We start from the raw sequence: 17,339 nt of genomic DNA, 5'->3' as shown, positions 1-17,339 counted from the left end.
GGCCCTTCAGCTTTATAGTTAATTCAGCTTCGACTCCTAGGAGCTCGAGTCATAAGCAAATACTCTACGGGAGAAGTACCCTCCCTCCGAGTATTTGTCTTATGCTTGTCGCTCCTGACCAGTCGTCTCAGCTTTATAGTTAAGGTGGTGTTTTTGTGTTGAATGATACGGTGATTCCGCAGTTTTTGATTCAACGGGCATATGTGACGCCAGAGCGTGTGGCTCTTTCGTTTGAGGGAGAGAAATGGACGTTTAGAGATTTATATGAAAATGCCCGTTTGTATGCTGAGAGATTGACGGAATTAGGTGTTACAGAGAGGCATGTAATTGGAATTAATATGACGAATAGACCGGAGATGGTCTTCCTCATACATGCCCTTTTTTTAATTGGAGCTAAAATTGTCCTCATTAATATTCGTTTAACCGATCGGGAGAAGGGCTGGCAATTAGCAGATGCTCAAGCGGATTATCTGATATCAGATAGTGATATGCTACTGAATATCCCCGTGCTCACGCTAGATAAATTAAAGATGACCAAGAGGAAGCCATTTGAAGAAATGAAGCATTTATCCTTCAATCAAACGGCAACCATTATGTATACATCTGGTACAACTGGTCAACCCAAAGCTGTTAGGCAAACAATCGGCAATCATTTTTGGAGTGCGGTTGGTTCTGCTTTAAATTTAGGCTTGCGTGATCAGGATAAATGGCTGTGTTTTATGCCATTGTTTCATATCAGCGGATTATCAATTCTTTTTAAATCTGTCATTTACGGAAGGGAGACCGTTTTGCAAAGGGGATTTGATCCTGCACAAGCAAATGAAGCCATTCAGAACCAAGGTGTTACCATCTGTTCAGTCGTGACGAATACATTAAAGCGAATGCTTGAGGATTTAGGAGAAGAGAGCCTGTACCCTGAGCACTTCCGATGCATGCTGCTGGGGGGAGGATCTGCTCCAATGACGCTATTGCAAAAGCTGACAGCTAAAAACATCCCTGTTTTTCAAACCTATGGGATGACAGAAACTTGCTCTCAAATTGTTACGCTGGCACCAGAAGATGCTAAACGTAAACTAGGCTCTGTAGGAAAGCCTTTAATGCCATGTGAAATTAAAGTTATTGTTGATGGGAGCATAGCTGGCTGTAATATACCGGGAGAGATAGCCGTAAAAGGTCCGAATGTGACTCCGGGATATCTCCATGATAGGGCAGCGGAATCATTCGAGGATGGATGGTTTTTTACAGGTGATATCGGTTATATCGATGAGGAAGGTTATTTGTTTGTAATTGATAGACGATCTGATTTAATCATTTCTGGTGGGGAAAATATTTATCCCGCTGAAATTGAATCAATACTGTCAGAACATCCAGCCATAAAAGAGGCTGGTGTCAGTGGCATATATGATGATCAGTGGGGAGCTGTTCCGGCAGCTGCTATTGTTCCGGTATCAGGTAGCCACTTGCATTCGAGAGAAGTTATCGAATTTTGTGAAACGAGGTTAGCTCGTTATAAAATACCTAAAAAAGTGGTATTCGTTAATGAATTGCCCCGTAATGCCTCCAATAAATTAATGAGAAAAGAGTTAGGTAAATTTTTTGATCAATTCTGAATATTGGGTATTGGACTTATTTTATTCAGCCTTCAAATCCTGTATAATGAAAAAAAAGACATAAGAAGGCGGGGAAGAAATGGCTCGTTCGAATAAGCAATACTTGATTGCTGAGATCTTGTTGCGTCGCGGACTCCCATTATCAGTTATTACCGCAATTACAAATGTGGCTGAAAAAGAAGTTGTTGAATTAGTAAAGAAAAGTTTATAGGAGAAAAGCGCCCTGTATGATGTGACCCCTAAAAGTTAGATTTTTTTCACTCTAACTTTTGGGGTGCAGCACAGCATGAGGGGCGCTTTTCTTTATTCCTCTTCCAGCAATCCCAATTCCAATCCACGCTTTGCTATAAGATGGTCTACTTCCTTTGGTAATTCATCCAGTGAACCGAATTCAGTACTCCAGTAATTTGTAAAAGAGTCCACGCAAATAGGAAAGGTTAGAGCAGTGGAATTCTGCAAGTCTTTGTGAAAACCATGTAGTATATGATTGATATCCATTTAGAAATATCAGCCTTTCTTTTATAAAAAATCAGCGGGGCGGAAGGTTTTACATCCTGTATCGCCACTTCTTAAAGCGCGTTCTTCAGAATACATATTTACTTGTATTTTTTCTGCTGCGCATTTATTACCTTGTTTCCAGAAATGGCAGCTGTTTACGGAGCACTTAACACCATTAGGCATAGAAAAATCCCTCCTTTATTTGTATCATGTATCATTTGGTCTTTCATATGTGAAGTAAATACAGGAAGAAAAAAACCGAATCCATTTAGGATTCGGGTTATCTTATACTATTATTCGTTTAATGCTTTTTGAAGAGAGTCTAAATTGTCTTTTGCAATTGAAAAATAATCGCGTTCTTTTTCAATATCGTCCTGCGTCAGAATAGATAAATTATGAATAGGCAATGAAGTTAGCTTAGCCTCTTTTTGTATAACATCAGTCAATTTACTATTTACATTTTGTTCAACTAAAATGTATTTAAGTTCGTGGTCCTTGGCGGTATCCACAAGCTTCTCTAAAGATTTTTGAGATGGCTCTTCAGAAGTGGATAAACCAGATACGCTTATTTGTTCCACATCATATCGTTCTTCCCAGTATCCAAAAGCCGCATGAGAAACAAGGAATTCTTTGTGCTGAGCTTTGCTGAATACATTTGTATATTCTGTATTCAACTCATCAAATTTCTGAGATAATACTTGGTAATTTTCCTCAAATGTACGTTCTTGTTCAGGCATTTTTTCAATCAGTGAATCTTTAATGTGTTTTGCCATTTCCTTTGCATATAATGGATCTATCCAAAGATGCGGGTCGACTGAGCCGTGATCATGGCCATCGTCTTCATGCTCGTGATCCTCGTGGTTATGTCCTTCTTCCTCATGTTCTTCATGAGCATCAAGCTTTACCTTTTCACCGATGGCATTCATTTCAACATTTTCATTAGCAAGTGTTTTGGTTATATTGTTTGCAAAGCCTTCAAGATTATATCCAATGTAATAAAACAAATCAGATTCAGCGATATTGATGATATCTTTTTGTGTCGGTTCAAACGTATGCTCATCTACACCTGCCGGATAGATAGAAGAAACATTGACAAAGTCCCCACCAATCTGTTTGGTCATATATTCTAAAGGATAGACAGTTGTATAAATGGAAAGCTGGTTTTCATTTTGAATATTAGCTGCACTATTGTCCTCCTTGCATCCAGTGAGAAAAATAGACGCGCCAAGTATGAGTGCGAATATAAATGATAATTTTTTCAAAAATAATATCCTCCCGTTAATCGTATTCATTACGATTTGTTAAACAAAAAAAGATAAATCGAAAAGGTTCCGATTTGCATATATAGTATAATACACGGCTTTTTTTAGTAAATCAAGAGCCTTTTTTTTCTTGTTTTGGAGGTACAGGATCAAACCCACCCGCATGCAGAGGATGGCATTTAGATATTCGTTTTATGGTTAGCCATGTTCCTTTTATGGGACCGAAACGCTCAATGGCTTCCAGGCCATAGTGGGAACAAGTTGGATAAAATCTGCAGCTGGGTGGCTTTAAAGGTGAAATGGCTACTTGATAAAAGCGAACAATTTTTAATAATAATTTTTTCATGTTTTTAGGCTTCCTTTGGGAAAATCATTTGATACAACCATATCATAATGCCTTAAGAGGGAAAATTCAAACTTTAGGGATGAAATATTGCATGAGAACAGGTAAAATAAGTAATAGCTGAAAGGGAGGTTTTATTATGCCATCTGTTGAAAGTTTTGAATTGGATCATAATGCTGTTAAAGCCCCGTATGTTCGTCACTGTGGAGTTCATAAAGTAGGAAGCGATGGAGTTGTTAATAAATTTGATATCCGTTTCTGTCAGCCAAATAAGCAGGCTATGAAGCCAGATGCTATTCATACTTTAGAGCATCTATTAGCATTTAATATTAGGAAGTATTCTGAAGCTTATTCTCATTTTGATATAATTGATATTTCCCCAATGGGATGTCAAACAGGTTTTTATTTGGTAGTCAGTGGTGAACCGACAGTTGAGGAAATTATTGATGTACTTGATAAAACAATGAAAGAAGCTGTAGAGATTACGGAAATCCCAGCAGCAAATGAAAAGCAATGCGGTCAAGCTAAGCTACATGATCTTGAGGGTGCCAAAAAGTTAATGAAATTTTGGTTAACACAAAGCAAAGAAGAGTTAAAGCAAGTATTTGCGTAAAAAGCAGAATCCCCATTTAATATGGGGATTCTTTAGTATTGTTTATCCCGGAGGTACTAGATTGATGAATTTCTTCTCCATCTATATGTGGATTATGCTCTAATGGGTCAATGGTATGTTTGTATTCATATGCTTTAGTAGTAACCAGTGCTGTGACCCCTATTACCAAAGCGATTATAACTGCTCCTATAATAAAAATCCCTGTCATCCCCATGTATATACCCCCAGTCTTTGTTGATTTGATTATACCATTTATTTTCCAAAAAAAATCTGTCTATTATCCTTTTTGAGCAAGTATAGCTTTAAAAAGAATCATCGGAAATAAAAAAAACCTCCTCTACAGAAGGTTTGTCTATGTACTCTTACTTAATGCAAATATTTTGACGATGACTGTTGGATATCTTCTTTTGCAAATCGTTTTTTTAGGCTATCAATTATGTATATACCCATTAAATTATACAGTTCACGATCTTCCAGTTCATTAATCAATTGCATAACATCCTTACGGTCAAGTTGTTCCAATACGGCTAAAGCTAAAATATCAATATCCTCGTCATCGCCAGTTAATTTATCACGATACAATTGATACAATTCATCAATAAAATTCACTGTAAAGAACTCCTTTCAATTTCGTAAATCACGATTTATATAGTAATTATTTACCCCAACCTTTATAAATGTACTCTTGTTATCCAGAAAATATTATTAATTCTATCTGTAAATCGGATAGTTGATTCTGTGTAAGAAGATGAGTAAAGGGCAAAAGCCTAGCTGTACAAATAACAAAGGTCTATTTTGATATAATTGAGATAACTAAAATAAATAAGAAATGGTGGAAGATGAAAGATGGCGATATTTAAAGATATTCAGGGTAACGAAGTCCATTTCCAGGAAGAACAAGGTCATTTTGAACGTGAAGCTGGTCATGTATTAGTCATATGTCGGTATAAAGAAAGCTGGGTTCTCACCAAGCATACCAAAAGAGGTCTTGAATTTCCGGGAGGCAAGGTAGAAAAAAACGAAACCCCTGTTCAGGCAGCGATTCGTGAGGTATATGAAGAAACAGGGGGAGAAGCCAAAAAGGTCATTCCAATTGGTGAGTATAAAGTATTCGATCCAGCTGGTTCTTTTATAAAGGCCGTTTTTTACGCAGATCTTACTGCTATCACATTGAAAGATGATTATATGGAAACAGATGGACCCGTTATGATATCCAATCTGCCAAATGACTTTCAAACGAGTGACCAATACAGTTTTATCATGAAGGACCCTGTAATTTTGATATGCTTGGATAAAATTAATCAGTTACATTTACTGTAAGCGGTCGCGTATTAATTTAGCTTCAACGAACTCGACCATTTTATACATGATTGTTGCAAATACGGCTATCACGAGTAAAGACATTAATACGAGTGTGAAATTAAATACTTGGAATCCATAAATAATTAAATAGCCAAGTCCCTGTGACGAGACGAGAAATTCACCGACTATGACACCAACCCAAGCAAGACCGACATTTACTTTTAGCGTGGAAATGATGACTGGAAAAGAATAAGGTAAAACAGCTTCCTTAAAGATTTGCATACGGCCAGCATTAAATGTTTCCAGTACCTTTATATAATTAGGATCGATTTCCTTGAAGCTCGTGTAGACGACAATCGTTGTAACGATGACGGAGATAATGATTCCATTAGTGATAATGGATGTTAATCCAGGCCCCATTGCTACAATGATAATAGGTCCAAGCGCAACCTTCGGCATAGCATTAAAGATCACTAAATAGGGATCCAATACTTTTGATAGCATAGGTGACCACCATAAGGCAACCGCTAGAAGCGTCCCTAATAATGTACCTAATATAAAACTGATTACCGTCTCAAACACTGTCAGTCCGAGATGGCTGATCAGGCTGCCATCCTTTATTTTTTCAATCAGCATTTGGGTGATTTTAGAAGGAGAGCTGAACAGAAGAGGGTCTATCCAGTTAAAATGACTTGCGAGTTCCCAAACAGTAAAGAATAAAACGAATATAACACCCTGATAGAGCCAAACTTTATGTTGGGTGTTTTTTAATTGTTGGATATAGTTCTTGTGGAGAAAATTAATTTTTTGCTTATGATCCGTCAAACTGTTCCATCTCCTTCCATATAAGCTGAAATACATCTGAATAGTCTGGATGGTTTCTTGCGTCAAATGGAGACAATGCTCTTAACTCTTTTGGGACATCAAACTCCATGTGAATTTTTCCTGGTTTCGGAGAAAGGAGGAAGACACGATCACTCATGGCTACAGCTTCTCCTATATCGTGTGTAACTAGAATGGCCGTTTTTTTAAAGGACTTTAATGTGCTTGAAACAATATCTTCAAGTTTGAGTTTGGTTTGCAAATCTAGAGCTGAAAAAGGTTCATCGAGTAAGAGAAGGGTTGGGTTTGTTGCCAGGGTTCTGACAAGCGCTACCCGTTGGCGCATTCCACCTGATAATTCTCTGGGGAATTTAGTCAATACATCTTTCAAGCCGATTTCTTCCAATAAAGCGATGGTTTGCTCTTCATGCTTTGGGTCCAATTGCTTTAACAATTTTAGTCCAATCAGAATATTTTCTTTAATCGTTTTCCAGGGAAATAAATAATCTTGTTGCAGCATATATCCGATATCCTGACGATTGGCAAGAACATCTTTTCCGTATAGGTTCACGTTTCCTTCGGTTGGTTTAAAGAGTCCGGATATAATGGATAAAAGGGTAGTTTTTCCACAGCCGCTTGGACCGAGGAGGGAAATAAATTCCCCCTCCTCAATCGTAAGCGATATATTTTCTAATGCGATAGACGCTTGTGTTTTAGATAAATAGAGATGAGATACATTCTCTATTGTTAATAAAGGCATATCCTCTGCCTCCTTACCTTATTTGGAAACTTCTTCTGCAATTTTTGTATTTACCAAGGTTTTATGATCGATGTAGGAATCGATTTCCCCTGCTTCTTTCATGATATCCTGTAGATTTAGCCATTCTTCTTCATCAAGAATTGGATTTAGGGCAAAGGATTCCTGAGATTTATATCGATCAATGGCCATTTCAATAATCTCAACATCTGTATCTTCAAAATACGAGTGGATCGCTTTTGCGACTTCACTGGAATCCGTTTCTTCAACCCATTTTTGTGCTTTATAAATTGCTTTTGTAAAACGTTTAACTAGATCTTCATTTTCCTTCAAATAGCTTTCTTTTGCCATAAAGGTGGTGTAGGGCACATGGCCTGATTCTTTTCCAAAGGAAGCAACAATATGTCCTTTGCCTTCTTTCTCAAAGACACTGGCCTGTGGTTCAAATAACTGTACATAATCTCCTGTTCCTGAAGCAAAGGCGTTGGCAATATTGGCAAAATCAATATTTTGAATTAATTTAAGATCTTTTTTAGGGTCGATATTATGTTTTTTCAGTACATATTCTCCAACCATTTGTGGCATTCCACCTTTTCTTTGCCCAAGAAATGTACTATCTTTCAGCATGTTCCAGTCAAAGTTATCGATTTTTTCTCTTGAAACTAGGAAAGTTCCGTCTGTTTGTGTAAGTTGGGCAAAATTAATAACTGGATCTCGTGAATTTTGTCCATGAACATAAATGGAAGTCTCCGAGCCGACAAGTGCGATATCAGCTCCACCAGATAGAAGGGACGTCATTGTTTTGTCGCCGCCCCATGCGGTTTGCAATTCTACGTCAAGCCCTTCATCCTTAAAAAATCCTTTGGCCAAGGCAACATATTCAGGTGCATAAAAAATGGAGCGGGTGACCTCTGCTACTTTAACTTTTGTCATTTTTTCAGTTGGCTCACTTTCTTTGCAAGCTGATAAGCTAAAGATAAGCAGAACGGAGAGCATACAAAAGAAGATGGTTTTAAGATAGTGTTTCAAGGGAATTTCCTCCTTAGTAGGCAGTATGTATGCCAGAGTTTAGTTAATAGTATTGTATGTATGGTATATATTTGTGTGAATGCCCATGCTACAAACGTAAAGGAGTCCGGATTATGCAGAAACTACAATCATCACTTGGAAGTATCATAGATAAACGTCGATATCCATCACCGCATCCGGATATAGACTTATTTATCGTTACCTACTTATCGAATGGGTTGCTGGTTAAGGGCCTCTTAGCTGAACCTAAAATAAATGAAATAATGGATGGATTTTTATATTTGCGCGGAGGTATTAAAAATGTTGGAAAAGTCCGTCCAGGACGTATCATTCAGTTTGCAAGTCAGGGATTTGTTGTGTTTGCACCGTTTTATCGTGGTAATCAGGGGGGAGAAGGAGAAGAAGATTTTGCTGGAGAAGATCGTTGGGATGCCATTGCTGGATTTGAGCTTTTGAAGCAGCATAAAAAAGTTAATCCGAACAGGGTTCATATCTTCGGCTTTTCTCGTGGGGGTATTATGGCATTGTGGACTGCTATATACTGCCAGGATGCAGCTTCTCTTGTCACATGGGGAGGAGTTTCTGATATGACTCTAACCTACGTCGAAAGAATCGATTTAAGAAGAATGCTGAAAAGGGTTATTGGAGGTTCGCCAAACAAGCTGCCGGATGAATATAAATCCCGTACACCTTTGTATGAAATTGATAAAATCTCATGTGAAGTTCTGATTATCCATGGCGAAAGAGATGAAAACGTTTCGGTTGAACATGCCAATTTATTAAGAAGCAGGCTAAAAGATTACGGTAAGAGTTTCGATGTATGGTACCTTAAGGGGTATACTCATTATTTCCCTCCGAAAATAAACCGGCAGATTGTCACGGATTTGACGAAATGGATGAAAGAAGCGGCTTCAAATGGTACCATTGAAATAAAAGGATGAAACTGGGGGATGAGAGAATTGGGTATGCCAATGGAGTTAAATACACTCATTGTGACAAAGGCGAATGAAAAGCGTATTGGGGAGAATCTTTTTATTCTAAAAAAAGAAGGTTATCGTTTATATCCGATTGAGATCCCGATTGATATCAAAAAAACACTTGATGGAGAGTCGAGAGGAACAGCGCTGATAAAAAAGGTGGAATGGGAAAGTAAATATACGACCATTACATATGAATTGATTTCTCTAAACTCCAGTAATTAAAATGATACTAAAAGAACAAACCTTTATCCTGGTCATTGTTGGGCAAAAGGTTTGTTTTTACTTTGTATCGATACGTTGACGTATGAGAGGGAAATAAAAAATGGTGCCTTGAAAGTCAGATAGTATGACTTTTAGGCACCATTTCTTATTAAAATTTGATTGGTCCGCCTTTTAATTCAATCTCAGGATTGATATTTTTAAATTCCTTGAAATTATCTCTGAATTTATCAGCCAGCTCATTTGCTTTTTCATAATAGGCTTCTTGATTTTCCCAAGTTTTCTGGGGTTGTAAAACTTCATCAGGAACCCCAGGAACATGTAGAGGAATGGCTAATCCAAATATACTGTCTTGAACCGTTTCAATATTGGTCAGTTCGCCCTCTAATGCGGCTTGAATCATCAATCGTGTATAAGAAAGCTTCATACGGCTGCCGGTTCCATATTCGCCTCCGGTCCAGCCTGTGTTAACAAGATAAACCTGAACTTGATGTTCCTCTATATTTTTACCAAGCATCTCAGCATACTTTGTTGGATGCAGCGGAAGGAACGGTGAACCGAAGCAGGTAGAAAAGGTTGCCTGCGGTGAGGTGATTCCGAGTTCAGTACCGGCTAACTTACTAGTATATCCGCTTAAGAAATGATACATAGCCTGTTCTTTTGTTAATTTACTGATTGGAGGCAACACACCAAAAGCGTCAGCTGTTAAAAAGATGATGGTATTAGGATGGCCTGCAATACTTGGTTTGACGATGTTTTGCATGGCTTCTATAGGGTAAGCAGCACGCGTATTTTCTGTTAACATTCCATTATCATAATCTGCAACTCGTGTATTTTCGTCCACCATTACATTCTCAAGCACAGAACCAAATCGAATTGCATTAAATATTTGAGGTTCTTTTTCCTGTGAAAGATTAATACATTTGGCGTAACAGCCGCCTTCAATATTAAATACACCTTCAGGCGACCAGCCGTGTTCATCATCACCGATTAAACGACGGTTAGGATCAGCTGATAAAGTGGTTTTTCCTGTTCCGGACAGACCAAAGAAAAGGGCGACATCGCCTTCAAAACCAACATTAGCTGAACAATGCATAGAAAACACATTCTTCTCTGGAAGCAGGTAATTCATAATGGAGAAAATAGATTTTTTCATTTCTCCGGCGTATTCAGTGCCTCCGATTAGAACGACTTTCTTCTCAAAAGAGATGATGATAAATGTTTCTGAATGTGTACCATCCACTAGCGGATCTGCTTTAAATCCTGGAGCCGAGATAATTGTAAACTCAGGTGAATGATCAAGGAGCTCCTCTTCAGTGGGACGGATAAAAAGTTGATGGACAAATAAATTGTGCCAGGCATATTCATTGATGACTTGAATGGGAAGGCGATAATCTGTTGCAGCCCCGGCAAAACCATTAAAGACGAATAATTCATCTCTTTTTTCGAGGTAATCGATTACTTTTTCATACAGTTTTGAAAAAACAGCTTCAGATATCGGCTGATTAACGCTTCCCCAAGCTATTTTATTGATAGTGGAAGCTTCTTCAACAATAAATTTATCTTTTGGAGACCTACCAGTATATTTGCCTGTTTCTGCTTTAACAGCTCCAGTGGATGTAAGGACTCCCTCTTTTCTGGTTAATACTTTTTCAACTAATTGTGGCACGGAAAGCTGAATATGAATATTATCATGAGTAAGTAATTGCTTTAATTCATTGGAAACTCCTACACTGTTCATACGAGATCATCCTTTTCCAGAATTTTGATAAGTACATTATATGGAAATTAGTATAACACATTTAACATAATTATCCATACTAATCGCGTTGTTTTCCAAATCAGGGTCATCCTATTTGTTATATTTAAATAACAAATATAATGAAAACAGAGAATGAAATTTTGATATTTAAAATTAAAATAGAGCGTGTTTTATATATATGTTAATTTAGAATATTCACAAATTAATTATATCAATATTATTTTTAGATTGCGAATTTTAAACATTTTATTGTGCCTTTCCATAGGGAATCCAACTATGACTTGTTACCTTAACAATATATTCCTATTGATTTGTTGACAGGCTTTGATGAATAAGATATCATATACATTTAATATGGATACTCTTATCAAGACTCGGTGGAGAGACGAGCTCTATGAAGCCGGGGCAACCTGCAGTTTGATTCCTTTTATAAGTAATCACGCAAAGGTGCTAACTTGATGCAAGGTTATATTGCCTTGAACGATGAGAGTGAAAGGCAGATTTCTGAGACTCAGACCTTTCCTCTTTTAAAGGGGAAAGGTCTTTTTTCGTATAATCAGGAGATAATTAAAGATAATGAGTAGCCATAAACAGGGAAGCTGAAGGAGGAAGAAATATGTCTAATAAAAGACATTTATTTACATCAGAATCTGTAACGGAAGGTCATCCGGATAAAATTTGTGATCAGATTTCAGATTCCATATTGGATGAAATACTAGCTAAGGATCCAAATGCGAGGGTAGCTTGTGAAACCTCTGTTACGACTGGATTAGTTCTGGTTGCAGGGGAAATCACGACATCTACGTATGTTGATATTCCAAAAATCGTACGCGATACAATCAAAGGAATTGGGTACACACGAGCTAAATATGGCTTTGATGCAGAAACATGTGCTGTATTAACCTCTATTGATGAACAATCTGCTGACATTGCCCAGGGTGTTGACCAGGCTTTGGAATCAAGAGAAGGTACAATGTCTGATGAAGAGATAGAAGCTATTGGTGCGGGAGACCAAGGATTGATGTTTGGGTTTGCCTGCAATGAAACAGAAGAATTAATGCCTCTTCCAATTTCTCTTGCTCATCAATTATCTAGAAAGCTGGCTGAAGTTCGTAAGCAGAACGTGTTGCCATATTTGCGACCGGATGGTAAAACACAAGTTACGGTTGAATATGATGAAAATCAAAAACCGGTTAGAATTGATACAATTGTTATCTCTACACAACACGATGCTGAAACAACACTTGAACAAATTAAGAAAGATCTAAAAGAACAAGTGATAAAGCCCGTTGTTCCAGCTCATCTTATTGATGAAGAAACGAAATACTTTATTAACCCAACAGGCCGTTTTGTTATTGGCGGACCACAAGGGGATGCAGGCCTGACTGGACGTAAAATTATTGTTGACACGTATGGTGGATATGCACGCCATGGCGGAGGAGCTTTCTCCGGTAAAGATGCTACGAAGGTAGACCGATCTGCAGCTTATGCTGCTAGGTATGTAGCTAAAAACATTGTTGCAGCTGGTCTAGCAGATAAAGCTGAAGTACAGTTGGCCTATGCAATTGGTGTCGCACAGCCTGTATCTATTTCAATCGATACGTTCGGTACAGGAAAAATTGAAGAAGAAAGATTAATTGAATTAGTACGTGCTAATTTTGATCTTCGACCTGCCGGCATTATAAAAATGCTTGATCTAAGACGTCCAATTTATAAACAAACAGCAGCTTATGGGCATTTTGGACGCAATGACTTAAATCTTCCTTGGGAGAGAACAGATAAAGTAGGAGTATTACGTACTGAAGCTGGTTTATAAGAAGTCGATAAACATATTTAAATGAAAGAGGCATATTAATGTCTCTTTAGATTGTAGAAGGAATTCACAATTGGCCTATTAGAGGTCTATTGCTGAATTCCTTCTTTATTTTTGGATTTTTGACGAAGGAAAGTTAATGAAAAAGACTCCTGCTGGAATAAAAAGCGTACTTCGATTCAGCTCGAGTATTCCGAGAGGAGGGTTGATGCTTGCCCGTGGAAAAATTGAGCCCATTTTGCAGAAAATAGCGTTAACCGAATACGAGAGAAGATTTGAAAAAAAACGGTAGACTTGGTCCTGAAATAAGGAAACTTTGTCTACAGTCTTAAAGAGGCCTAATTATGCCTCTTTTTTTTTATGTCTAAAAGTGGTAGAATTTGGTGGTGTTATATTTTGGAATTACTATAGTTATATTTGCTGGCTGTATTTTTGCCCATGAAGCATTTATAACATATTTTGTTAAAAAAATATTATGATCTGATAGTTATGTACTAGTCAGAAGTAAAGTGAGTGGGTGAAAAGCAATGTGTGGATTTGTAGGATGCATGCATGATCAACGGCTGGAAAATCAGGATAAAGAACTTTTAAAGAGTATGAATGATCTGATTACACATAGAGGACCGGATGACGAGGGCTTTTATATAGATGAACATATTCAGCTTGGATTTAGAAGATTAAGCATAATTGATATAGAGTGTGGCCATCAGCCTTTAACATATGAAAATGAGCGCTATTGGATCATTTTTAATGGGGAAGTGTACAACTATCTGGAATTAAAAGAAATACTTGAAAAGCAAGGGATGAAATTTACAACAAACTCAGACACGGAAGTAATCTTAGCTGCTTTTGTTCATTATGGAGAAAAAGCAGTCGAAATGCTTCGCGGGATGTTTGGATTTGTGATATGGGATAAACAGGAGAAATCTGTTTTTGGTGCTCGTGATCCATTTGGTATTAAACCATTTTTTTATTTGGAAAATGAGGATAAGACCTATTTTGCGTCAGAGAAAAAGAGCATTTTGCATGCAATGGAAAACGCTGAATTAGATCCCTTGTCTTTACAACATTATCTAACCTATCAGTTTACTCCGGAACCAGCTACCATGACGAAGAATGTGAAAAAATTGCTGCCTGGACACTGCTTTACAAAGAGTATTGGCAAGCCTATGCAAATTCGTCAATACTGGAAAGCTGAATTTAAACCAATTCATCGCAGTGAACAGGACTGGATAAAAGAAATTCAGGATGTTATGTATGACAGTGTCAAAATGCATATGCGCAGTGATGTTCCTGTCGGTTCTTTTCTCTCCGGAGGAATTGATTCTACGATTATCGCTTCTATTGCAAAAGAATACCATCCTGGTATCAAAACATTCTCTGTTGGATTTGAACAGAATGGATTCAGTGAAATTGATGTCGCTAAAGAAACGGCTGATAAACTAGGAGTAGAGAACATCAGCTATATTATTACGCCAGAAGAATATATGAAGGAATTGCCAAACATTATGTGGCATATGGATGACCCACTGGCAGACCCTGCTTGTGTTCCTTTATATTTTGTAGCAAGGGAAGCACGTAAGCATGTGACAGTGGTTCTGTCAGGTGAAGGGGCAGATGAATTATTTGGAGGATATAATATTTATCGTGAGCCTCAATCCTTGGCTATGTTTGATAAGATTCCTTTCTTTATTAAAAAAGGACTAAAGCAAATTTCCACCTTAATGCCCGAGGGCGTAAAAGGAAAGAGTTTCATTGAGCGCGGCTGTACTCCGATAGAGGAACGTTATTTGGGGAACGCCAAGATGTTTATGGAAGAAGAAAAGAGAAAACTATTCAAGCTATATAAAGAAGGACAAGACTATACAACCATTACACAACCGTTTTATGCAGAAACATCAGAATATGATGATGTGAGCAGAATGCAGTATATTGATATTCATACATGGCTGCGCGGAGATATATTATTAAAAGCAGATAAAATGACGATGGCACATTCCTTGGAGCTTCGTGTTCCATTTCTTGACAAGAAAGTATTTGATGTAGCGGCAGGTATTCCGACGGATTTAAAAACAGCGTCTGGAACCACAAAATATATTCTAAGAAAAGCCGCGGAGGGAATTATTCCAGATCACGTGCTAAATCGTAAAAAACTTGGTTTCCCAGTACCAATCCGACATTGGTTAAAAAATGAAATGTATGATTGGGCTATTAAAATCATTAATGAGAGCCAAACTGATCATTTGCTCGACAAGCAAGTGATTATGAACCTAATGAACGATCATGTAACAGGCAGAGCTGATAATAGCCGGAAGTTATGGACTGTTTTAGTATTTATGATATGGTACTCGGTTTATGTCGAAGAAAAATATCCTTTTCAGGCAGAAGCTGAAAAGGATATACGGAGAGGCCAGATGGTTTAATCTTTATATGTTATGGCTTGTTTACCCATTTGCACCCACGCTTTTTCAAACTCAGCGGCGGGTGCTTTTTTATTCTTGATTCCTGTTAATGGATCATTAAAATAGATATAATCCTGGTCATAGCCCGTCACTACAACAGAATGCTCTTTATATGTAATCGATATTTTTCCATTTGGTGTTACCCAAGTATGAAAATAAGATGGGTCAAGCTTTTGATAAGCTGTATTAATGATAATCCAGATAGGTCGATTAGATGAAAGATATTTTTTGATGTGATCGAAGTCCCTATTAGTGAAGTCAATTATTCTGCCGGGCATATATCGTTCTGCCAATTCTTTAATGGGGGTATGATACACTCCAAGCCCAGGTTTATTAGTAGAATACATATCTCCAATAAATCCATCATTAGGGTCACCATAGTAAACTTGTCCATTTATTTTTTCCATTTTGGAAGGGTTCTTTTTTAGTTGCTCGGCAAGTGTTAGCTTTTCCGCATGAATACCGGCATATTGAAGTAGCATCGCCAAGCTGGTTACTTCACACCCTCTTGGAAGCTCAGGCAGCTGTTTGACTATAGGGACATCAAGCAAAACTTCATCTTTTATTGGATGATTAGATGCCTGCAGCTGATCTTGGAATAAAGAAACCGTATAGTCTACCGGTTTATTCATTAGTTTATAAAGCTGATTTGTAAAGGTTGTGAAACTGGAGTTATAGCTTTTCCAGCCTGCATACAATAAAATAATCATGAGAAGACTGAGCAAGAATGTCAATGGGTGAAATTTACGCCGGAGATAAACAGCTGTTGAAATGAGAATAAGTAACAAGAAAATTAAAATGAAAGGATTCATTATCATACTCCTGATAGTGGATTAATATAAGTGTATCATTTATAGCTAAACAGGTACGAAAATGGGTATACAATAAAGAGTATACCCATTTTAAAAATGATAATTAGTTATTCTGTTTTAAAGGTTGTATACTTGAATAATAACGGGCTTTTTCTGCATATTCCTTGTTGATTCTTTCCATATCTTTACGATCTTCATCCGTTAATTCACGAATTACTTTAGCAGGACGGCCAAAAGCGAGTGTATTGGGAGGGATTTTTTTATCTTGAGATACTAAACTGCCAGCACCGATAAAGGCACCTTCTCCTATTTCAGCTCCGTCAAGGATAATGGAGCCCATCCCAATTAAAGCATTTTTCTTCACATGGCAACTATGAAGAATTACTTGATGACCAATTGTTACATTGTCTTCAAGGATTAATGGGTTATTTGGGCTTTGATGGAGGACAGAGTTATCTTGAATATTCACATTTCTACCTATTATCACAGGCGCGACATCACCTCTAATAACTGTGTTAAACCAGACACTTGAATTTTCACCAATTGTGACATCACCGCTGACAACTACATGATCAGCTAAATAAGCAGATTGATCGATAGAAGGAATTTTATCTATATATTGATATAATTTCATTACATAACCTCCGCTTTCTACTGTAAAATAGATAATTAATAAAAGTGTACATATAAAGCGAGGATGTGTAAATAAAATAAAGCTAAACATCATACAGGAGGAGTTCATCTATGAAAAAGTGGGAAGCTGAGGGGAAAGCCTATGGTGTAATCGTTATTGTTCACGGAGCCATGGAGCATTCAGGTAGATATAAATGGTTAGTTGATCGCTGGCTATCAGAAGGGTATCACGTGATTATCGGAGATTTACCAGGTCAGGGATTGACATCACGTGCAAACCGCGGTCATATTAATTCTTTTGACGAGTATATTGAAGAGGTTGATTCATGGGTGAATGAAGCTTATACATTTGGCCTGCCGGTATTTATGCTGGGCCATAGTATGGGAGGATTAATTATTATTAATATGTTACAAATGAAGGA

General features: G+C 37.5%; 22 protein-coding genes and 1 riboswitch. Of the genes, 10 read left to right on the top strand and 12 right to left on the bottom strand.

The window, feature by feature from the left end; all coding sequences use genetic code 11:
- Positions 1-158: 158 nt before the first annotated feature.
- Entirely contained in the window at positions 159-1,610 is a 1,452-nt protein-coding gene (locus AC58NB_RS16780) for an o-succinylbenzoate--CoA ligase (RefSeq protein ID WP_497427959.1), read from the top strand.
- A 79-nt stretch (positions 1,611-1,689) separates the two neighbouring features.
- Complete coding sequence (locus AC58NB_RS16775; protein ID WP_497427946.1) at positions 1,690-1,821, top strand: hypothetical protein; 132 nt, start codon at positions 1,690-1,692, stop codon at positions 1,819-1,821.
- 92 nt (positions 1,822-1,913) lie between these two features.
- Here AC58NB_RS16775 and AC58NB_RS16770 read toward each other — a convergent pair whose 3' ends face one another.
- The 4 genes from AC58NB_RS16770 to yidD all read right to left on the bottom strand — a co-directional run bounded on the left by AC58NB_RS16770 (position 1,914) and on the right by yidD (position 3,716).
- Complete coding sequence (locus tag AC58NB_RS16770; RefSeq protein ID WP_497427945.1) at positions 1,914-2,108, bottom strand: hypothetical protein; 195 nt, start codon at positions 2,106-2,108, stop codon at positions 1,914-1,916.
- A gap of 21 nt (positions 2,109-2,129) precedes the next feature.
- On the bottom strand, positions 2,130-2,291 hold the full coding sequence (locus AC58NB_RS16765) for a DUF1540 domain-containing protein (protein WP_497427944.1): 162 nt from the start codon (positions 2,289-2,291) through the stop codon (positions 2,130-2,132).
- A gap of 110 nt (positions 2,292-2,401) precedes the next feature.
- Positions 2,402-3,370 carry a metal ABC transporter solute-binding protein, Zn/Mn family gene (locus AC58NB_RS16760; RefSeq protein WP_497427943.1) on the bottom strand — a complete coding sequence of 323 codons (969 nt, stop codon included), beginning with the start codon at positions 3,368-3,370 and terminating at the stop codon, positions 2,402-2,404.
- 112 nt (positions 3,371-3,482) lie between these two features.
- On the bottom strand, positions 3,483-3,716 hold the full coding sequence (gene yidD, locus AC58NB_RS16755; RefSeq protein WP_497427942.1) for a membrane protein insertion efficiency factor YidD: 234 nt from the start codon (positions 3,714-3,716) through the stop codon (positions 3,483-3,485).
- A gap of 136 nt (positions 3,717-3,852) precedes the next feature.
- Between yidD and AC58NB_RS16750 the strand changes: the two genes are divergently transcribed.
- Positions 3,853-4,326, top strand: a complete 474-nt coding sequence (locus tag AC58NB_RS16750; protein WP_497427941.1) for an S-ribosylhomocysteine lyase — start codon at positions 3,853-3,855, stop codon at positions 4,324-4,326.
- Positions 4,327-4,342: 16 nt separating this feature from the next.
- On the opposite strand, the gene ytzI is transcribed toward AC58NB_RS16750, so the two are convergent.
- Both ytzI and AC58NB_RS16740 read right to left on the bottom strand, forming a co-directional pair.
- Positions 4,343-4,540, bottom strand: coding sequence for a YtzI protein (gene ytzI / locus AC58NB_RS16745; RefSeq protein ID WP_497427940.1), 198 nt, complete (start codon positions 4,538-4,540; stop codon positions 4,343-4,345).
- 152 nt (positions 4,541-4,692) lie between these two features.
- Positions 4,693-4,935 carry a DUF6154 family protein gene (locus AC58NB_RS16740; RefSeq protein WP_497427939.1) on the bottom strand — a complete coding sequence of 81 codons (243 nt, stop codon included), beginning with the start codon at positions 4,933-4,935 and terminating at the stop codon, positions 4,693-4,695.
- 237 nt (positions 4,936-5,172) lie between these two features.
- On the opposite strand from AC58NB_RS16740, the gene ytkD reads away from it, so the two are divergent.
- A complete protein-coding gene (ytkD, locus tag AC58NB_RS16735) occupies positions 5,173-5,646 on the top strand; it encodes an RNA deprotection pyrophosphohydrolase (protein ID WP_497427938.1) in 474 nt (157 codons plus the stop codon).
- On the opposite strand, the gene AC58NB_RS16730 is transcribed toward ytkD, so the two are convergent.
- Genes AC58NB_RS16730 through AC58NB_RS16720 form a run of 3 tightly spaced genes read right to left on the bottom strand, consistent with a single transcriptional unit; the run spans position 5,638 to position 8,236 of the window.
- Positions 5,638-6,453, bottom strand: coding sequence for an ABC transporter permease (locus AC58NB_RS16730; protein WP_497427937.1), 816 nt, complete (start codon positions 6,451-6,453; stop codon positions 5,638-5,640). The two genes, ytkD and AC58NB_RS16730, sit on opposite strands and share 9 nt — an antisense overlap.
- Complete coding sequence (locus tag AC58NB_RS16725; RefSeq protein ID WP_497427936.1) at positions 6,440-7,210, bottom strand: ABC transporter ATP-binding protein; 771 nt, start codon at positions 7,208-7,210, stop codon at positions 6,440-6,442. The genes AC58NB_RS16730 and AC58NB_RS16725 overlap by 14 nt, the downstream gene beginning before the upstream one ends.
- 18 nt (positions 7,211-7,228) lie before the next feature.
- A complete protein-coding gene (locus tag AC58NB_RS16720; RefSeq protein WP_497427935.1) occupies positions 7,229-8,236 on the bottom strand; it encodes an ABC transporter substrate-binding protein in 1,008 nt (335 codons plus the stop codon).
- A 113-nt stretch (positions 8,237-8,349) separates the two neighbouring features.
- On the opposite strand from AC58NB_RS16720, the gene AC58NB_RS16715 reads away from it, so the two are divergent.
- Complete coding sequence (locus AC58NB_RS16715) at positions 8,350-9,177, top strand: alpha/beta hydrolase family protein (protein WP_497427934.1); 828 nt, start codon at positions 8,350-8,352, stop codon at positions 9,175-9,177.
- A gap of 18 nt (positions 9,178-9,195) precedes the next feature.
- The gene (locus AC58NB_RS16710; RefSeq protein WP_497427958.1) at positions 9,196-9,438 is read left to right on the top strand and encodes a DUF2584 domain-containing protein; all 243 of its coding nucleotides are present in this window, start codon (positions 9,196-9,198) and stop codon (positions 9,436-9,438) included.
- 148 nt (positions 9,439-9,586) lie between these two features.
- On the opposite strand, the gene pckA is transcribed toward AC58NB_RS16710, so the two are convergent.
- Entirely contained in the window at positions 9,587-11,176 is a 1,590-nt protein-coding gene (pckA, locus tag AC58NB_RS16705; protein WP_497427933.1) for a phosphoenolpyruvate carboxykinase (ATP), read from the bottom strand.
- Between the two features lie 382 nt (positions 11,177-11,558).
- A riboswitch (SAM riboswitch) is annotated at positions 11,559-11,687 on the top strand.
- Positions 11,688-11,813: 126 nt separating this feature from the next.
- Here pckA and metK point away from each other — a divergent pair.
- From metK to asnB, 3 genes are all read left to right on the top strand, one after another.
- Positions 11,814-13,013 carry a methionine adenosyltransferase gene (gene metK / locus AC58NB_RS16700; protein ID WP_497427932.1) on the top strand — a complete coding sequence of 400 codons (1,200 nt, stop codon included), beginning with the start codon at positions 11,814-11,816 and terminating at the stop codon, positions 13,011-13,013.
- Positions 13,014-13,149: 136 nt separating this feature from the next.
- The gene (locus AC58NB_RS16695) at positions 13,150-13,302 is read left to right on the top strand and encodes a hypothetical protein (protein ID WP_497427931.1); all 153 of its coding nucleotides are present in this window, start codon (positions 13,150-13,152) and stop codon (positions 13,300-13,302) included.
- Between the two features lie 235 nt (positions 13,303-13,537).
- Positions 13,538-15,433, top strand: coding sequence for an asparagine synthase (glutamine-hydrolyzing) (gene asnB, locus AC58NB_RS16690; protein WP_497427930.1), 1,896 nt, complete (start codon positions 13,538-13,540; stop codon positions 15,431-15,433).
- Here the strand turns inward: asnB and AC58NB_RS16685 are convergent.
- Together AC58NB_RS16685 and AC58NB_RS16680 are read right to left on the bottom strand one after the other, a co-directional pair.
- Entirely contained in the window at positions 15,430-16,284 is an 855-nt protein-coding gene (locus tag AC58NB_RS16685; RefSeq protein WP_497427929.1) for a C39 family peptidase, read from the bottom strand. The two genes, asnB and AC58NB_RS16685, sit on opposite strands and share 4 nt — an antisense overlap.
- Positions 16,285-16,387: 103 nt before the next feature.
- On the bottom strand, positions 16,388-16,918 hold the full coding sequence (locus AC58NB_RS16680) for a gamma carbonic anhydrase (protein ID WP_497427928.1): 531 nt from the start codon (positions 16,916-16,918) through the stop codon (positions 16,388-16,390).
- A 110-nt stretch (positions 16,919-17,028) separates the two neighbouring features.
- Here AC58NB_RS16680 and AC58NB_RS16675 point away from each other — a divergent pair.
- A partial coding sequence (locus AC58NB_RS16675) for an alpha/beta hydrolase (RefSeq protein ID WP_497427927.1) occupies positions 17,029-17,339 on the top strand: 311 nt, incomplete at its 3' end.

It is taken from the genome of Pradoshia sp. TA40_28, from assembly GCF_059694525.1.
The sequence above is the reverse complement of the archived record's forward strand: the minus strand, read 5'-3'. Positions and strand labels throughout refer to the sequence as shown.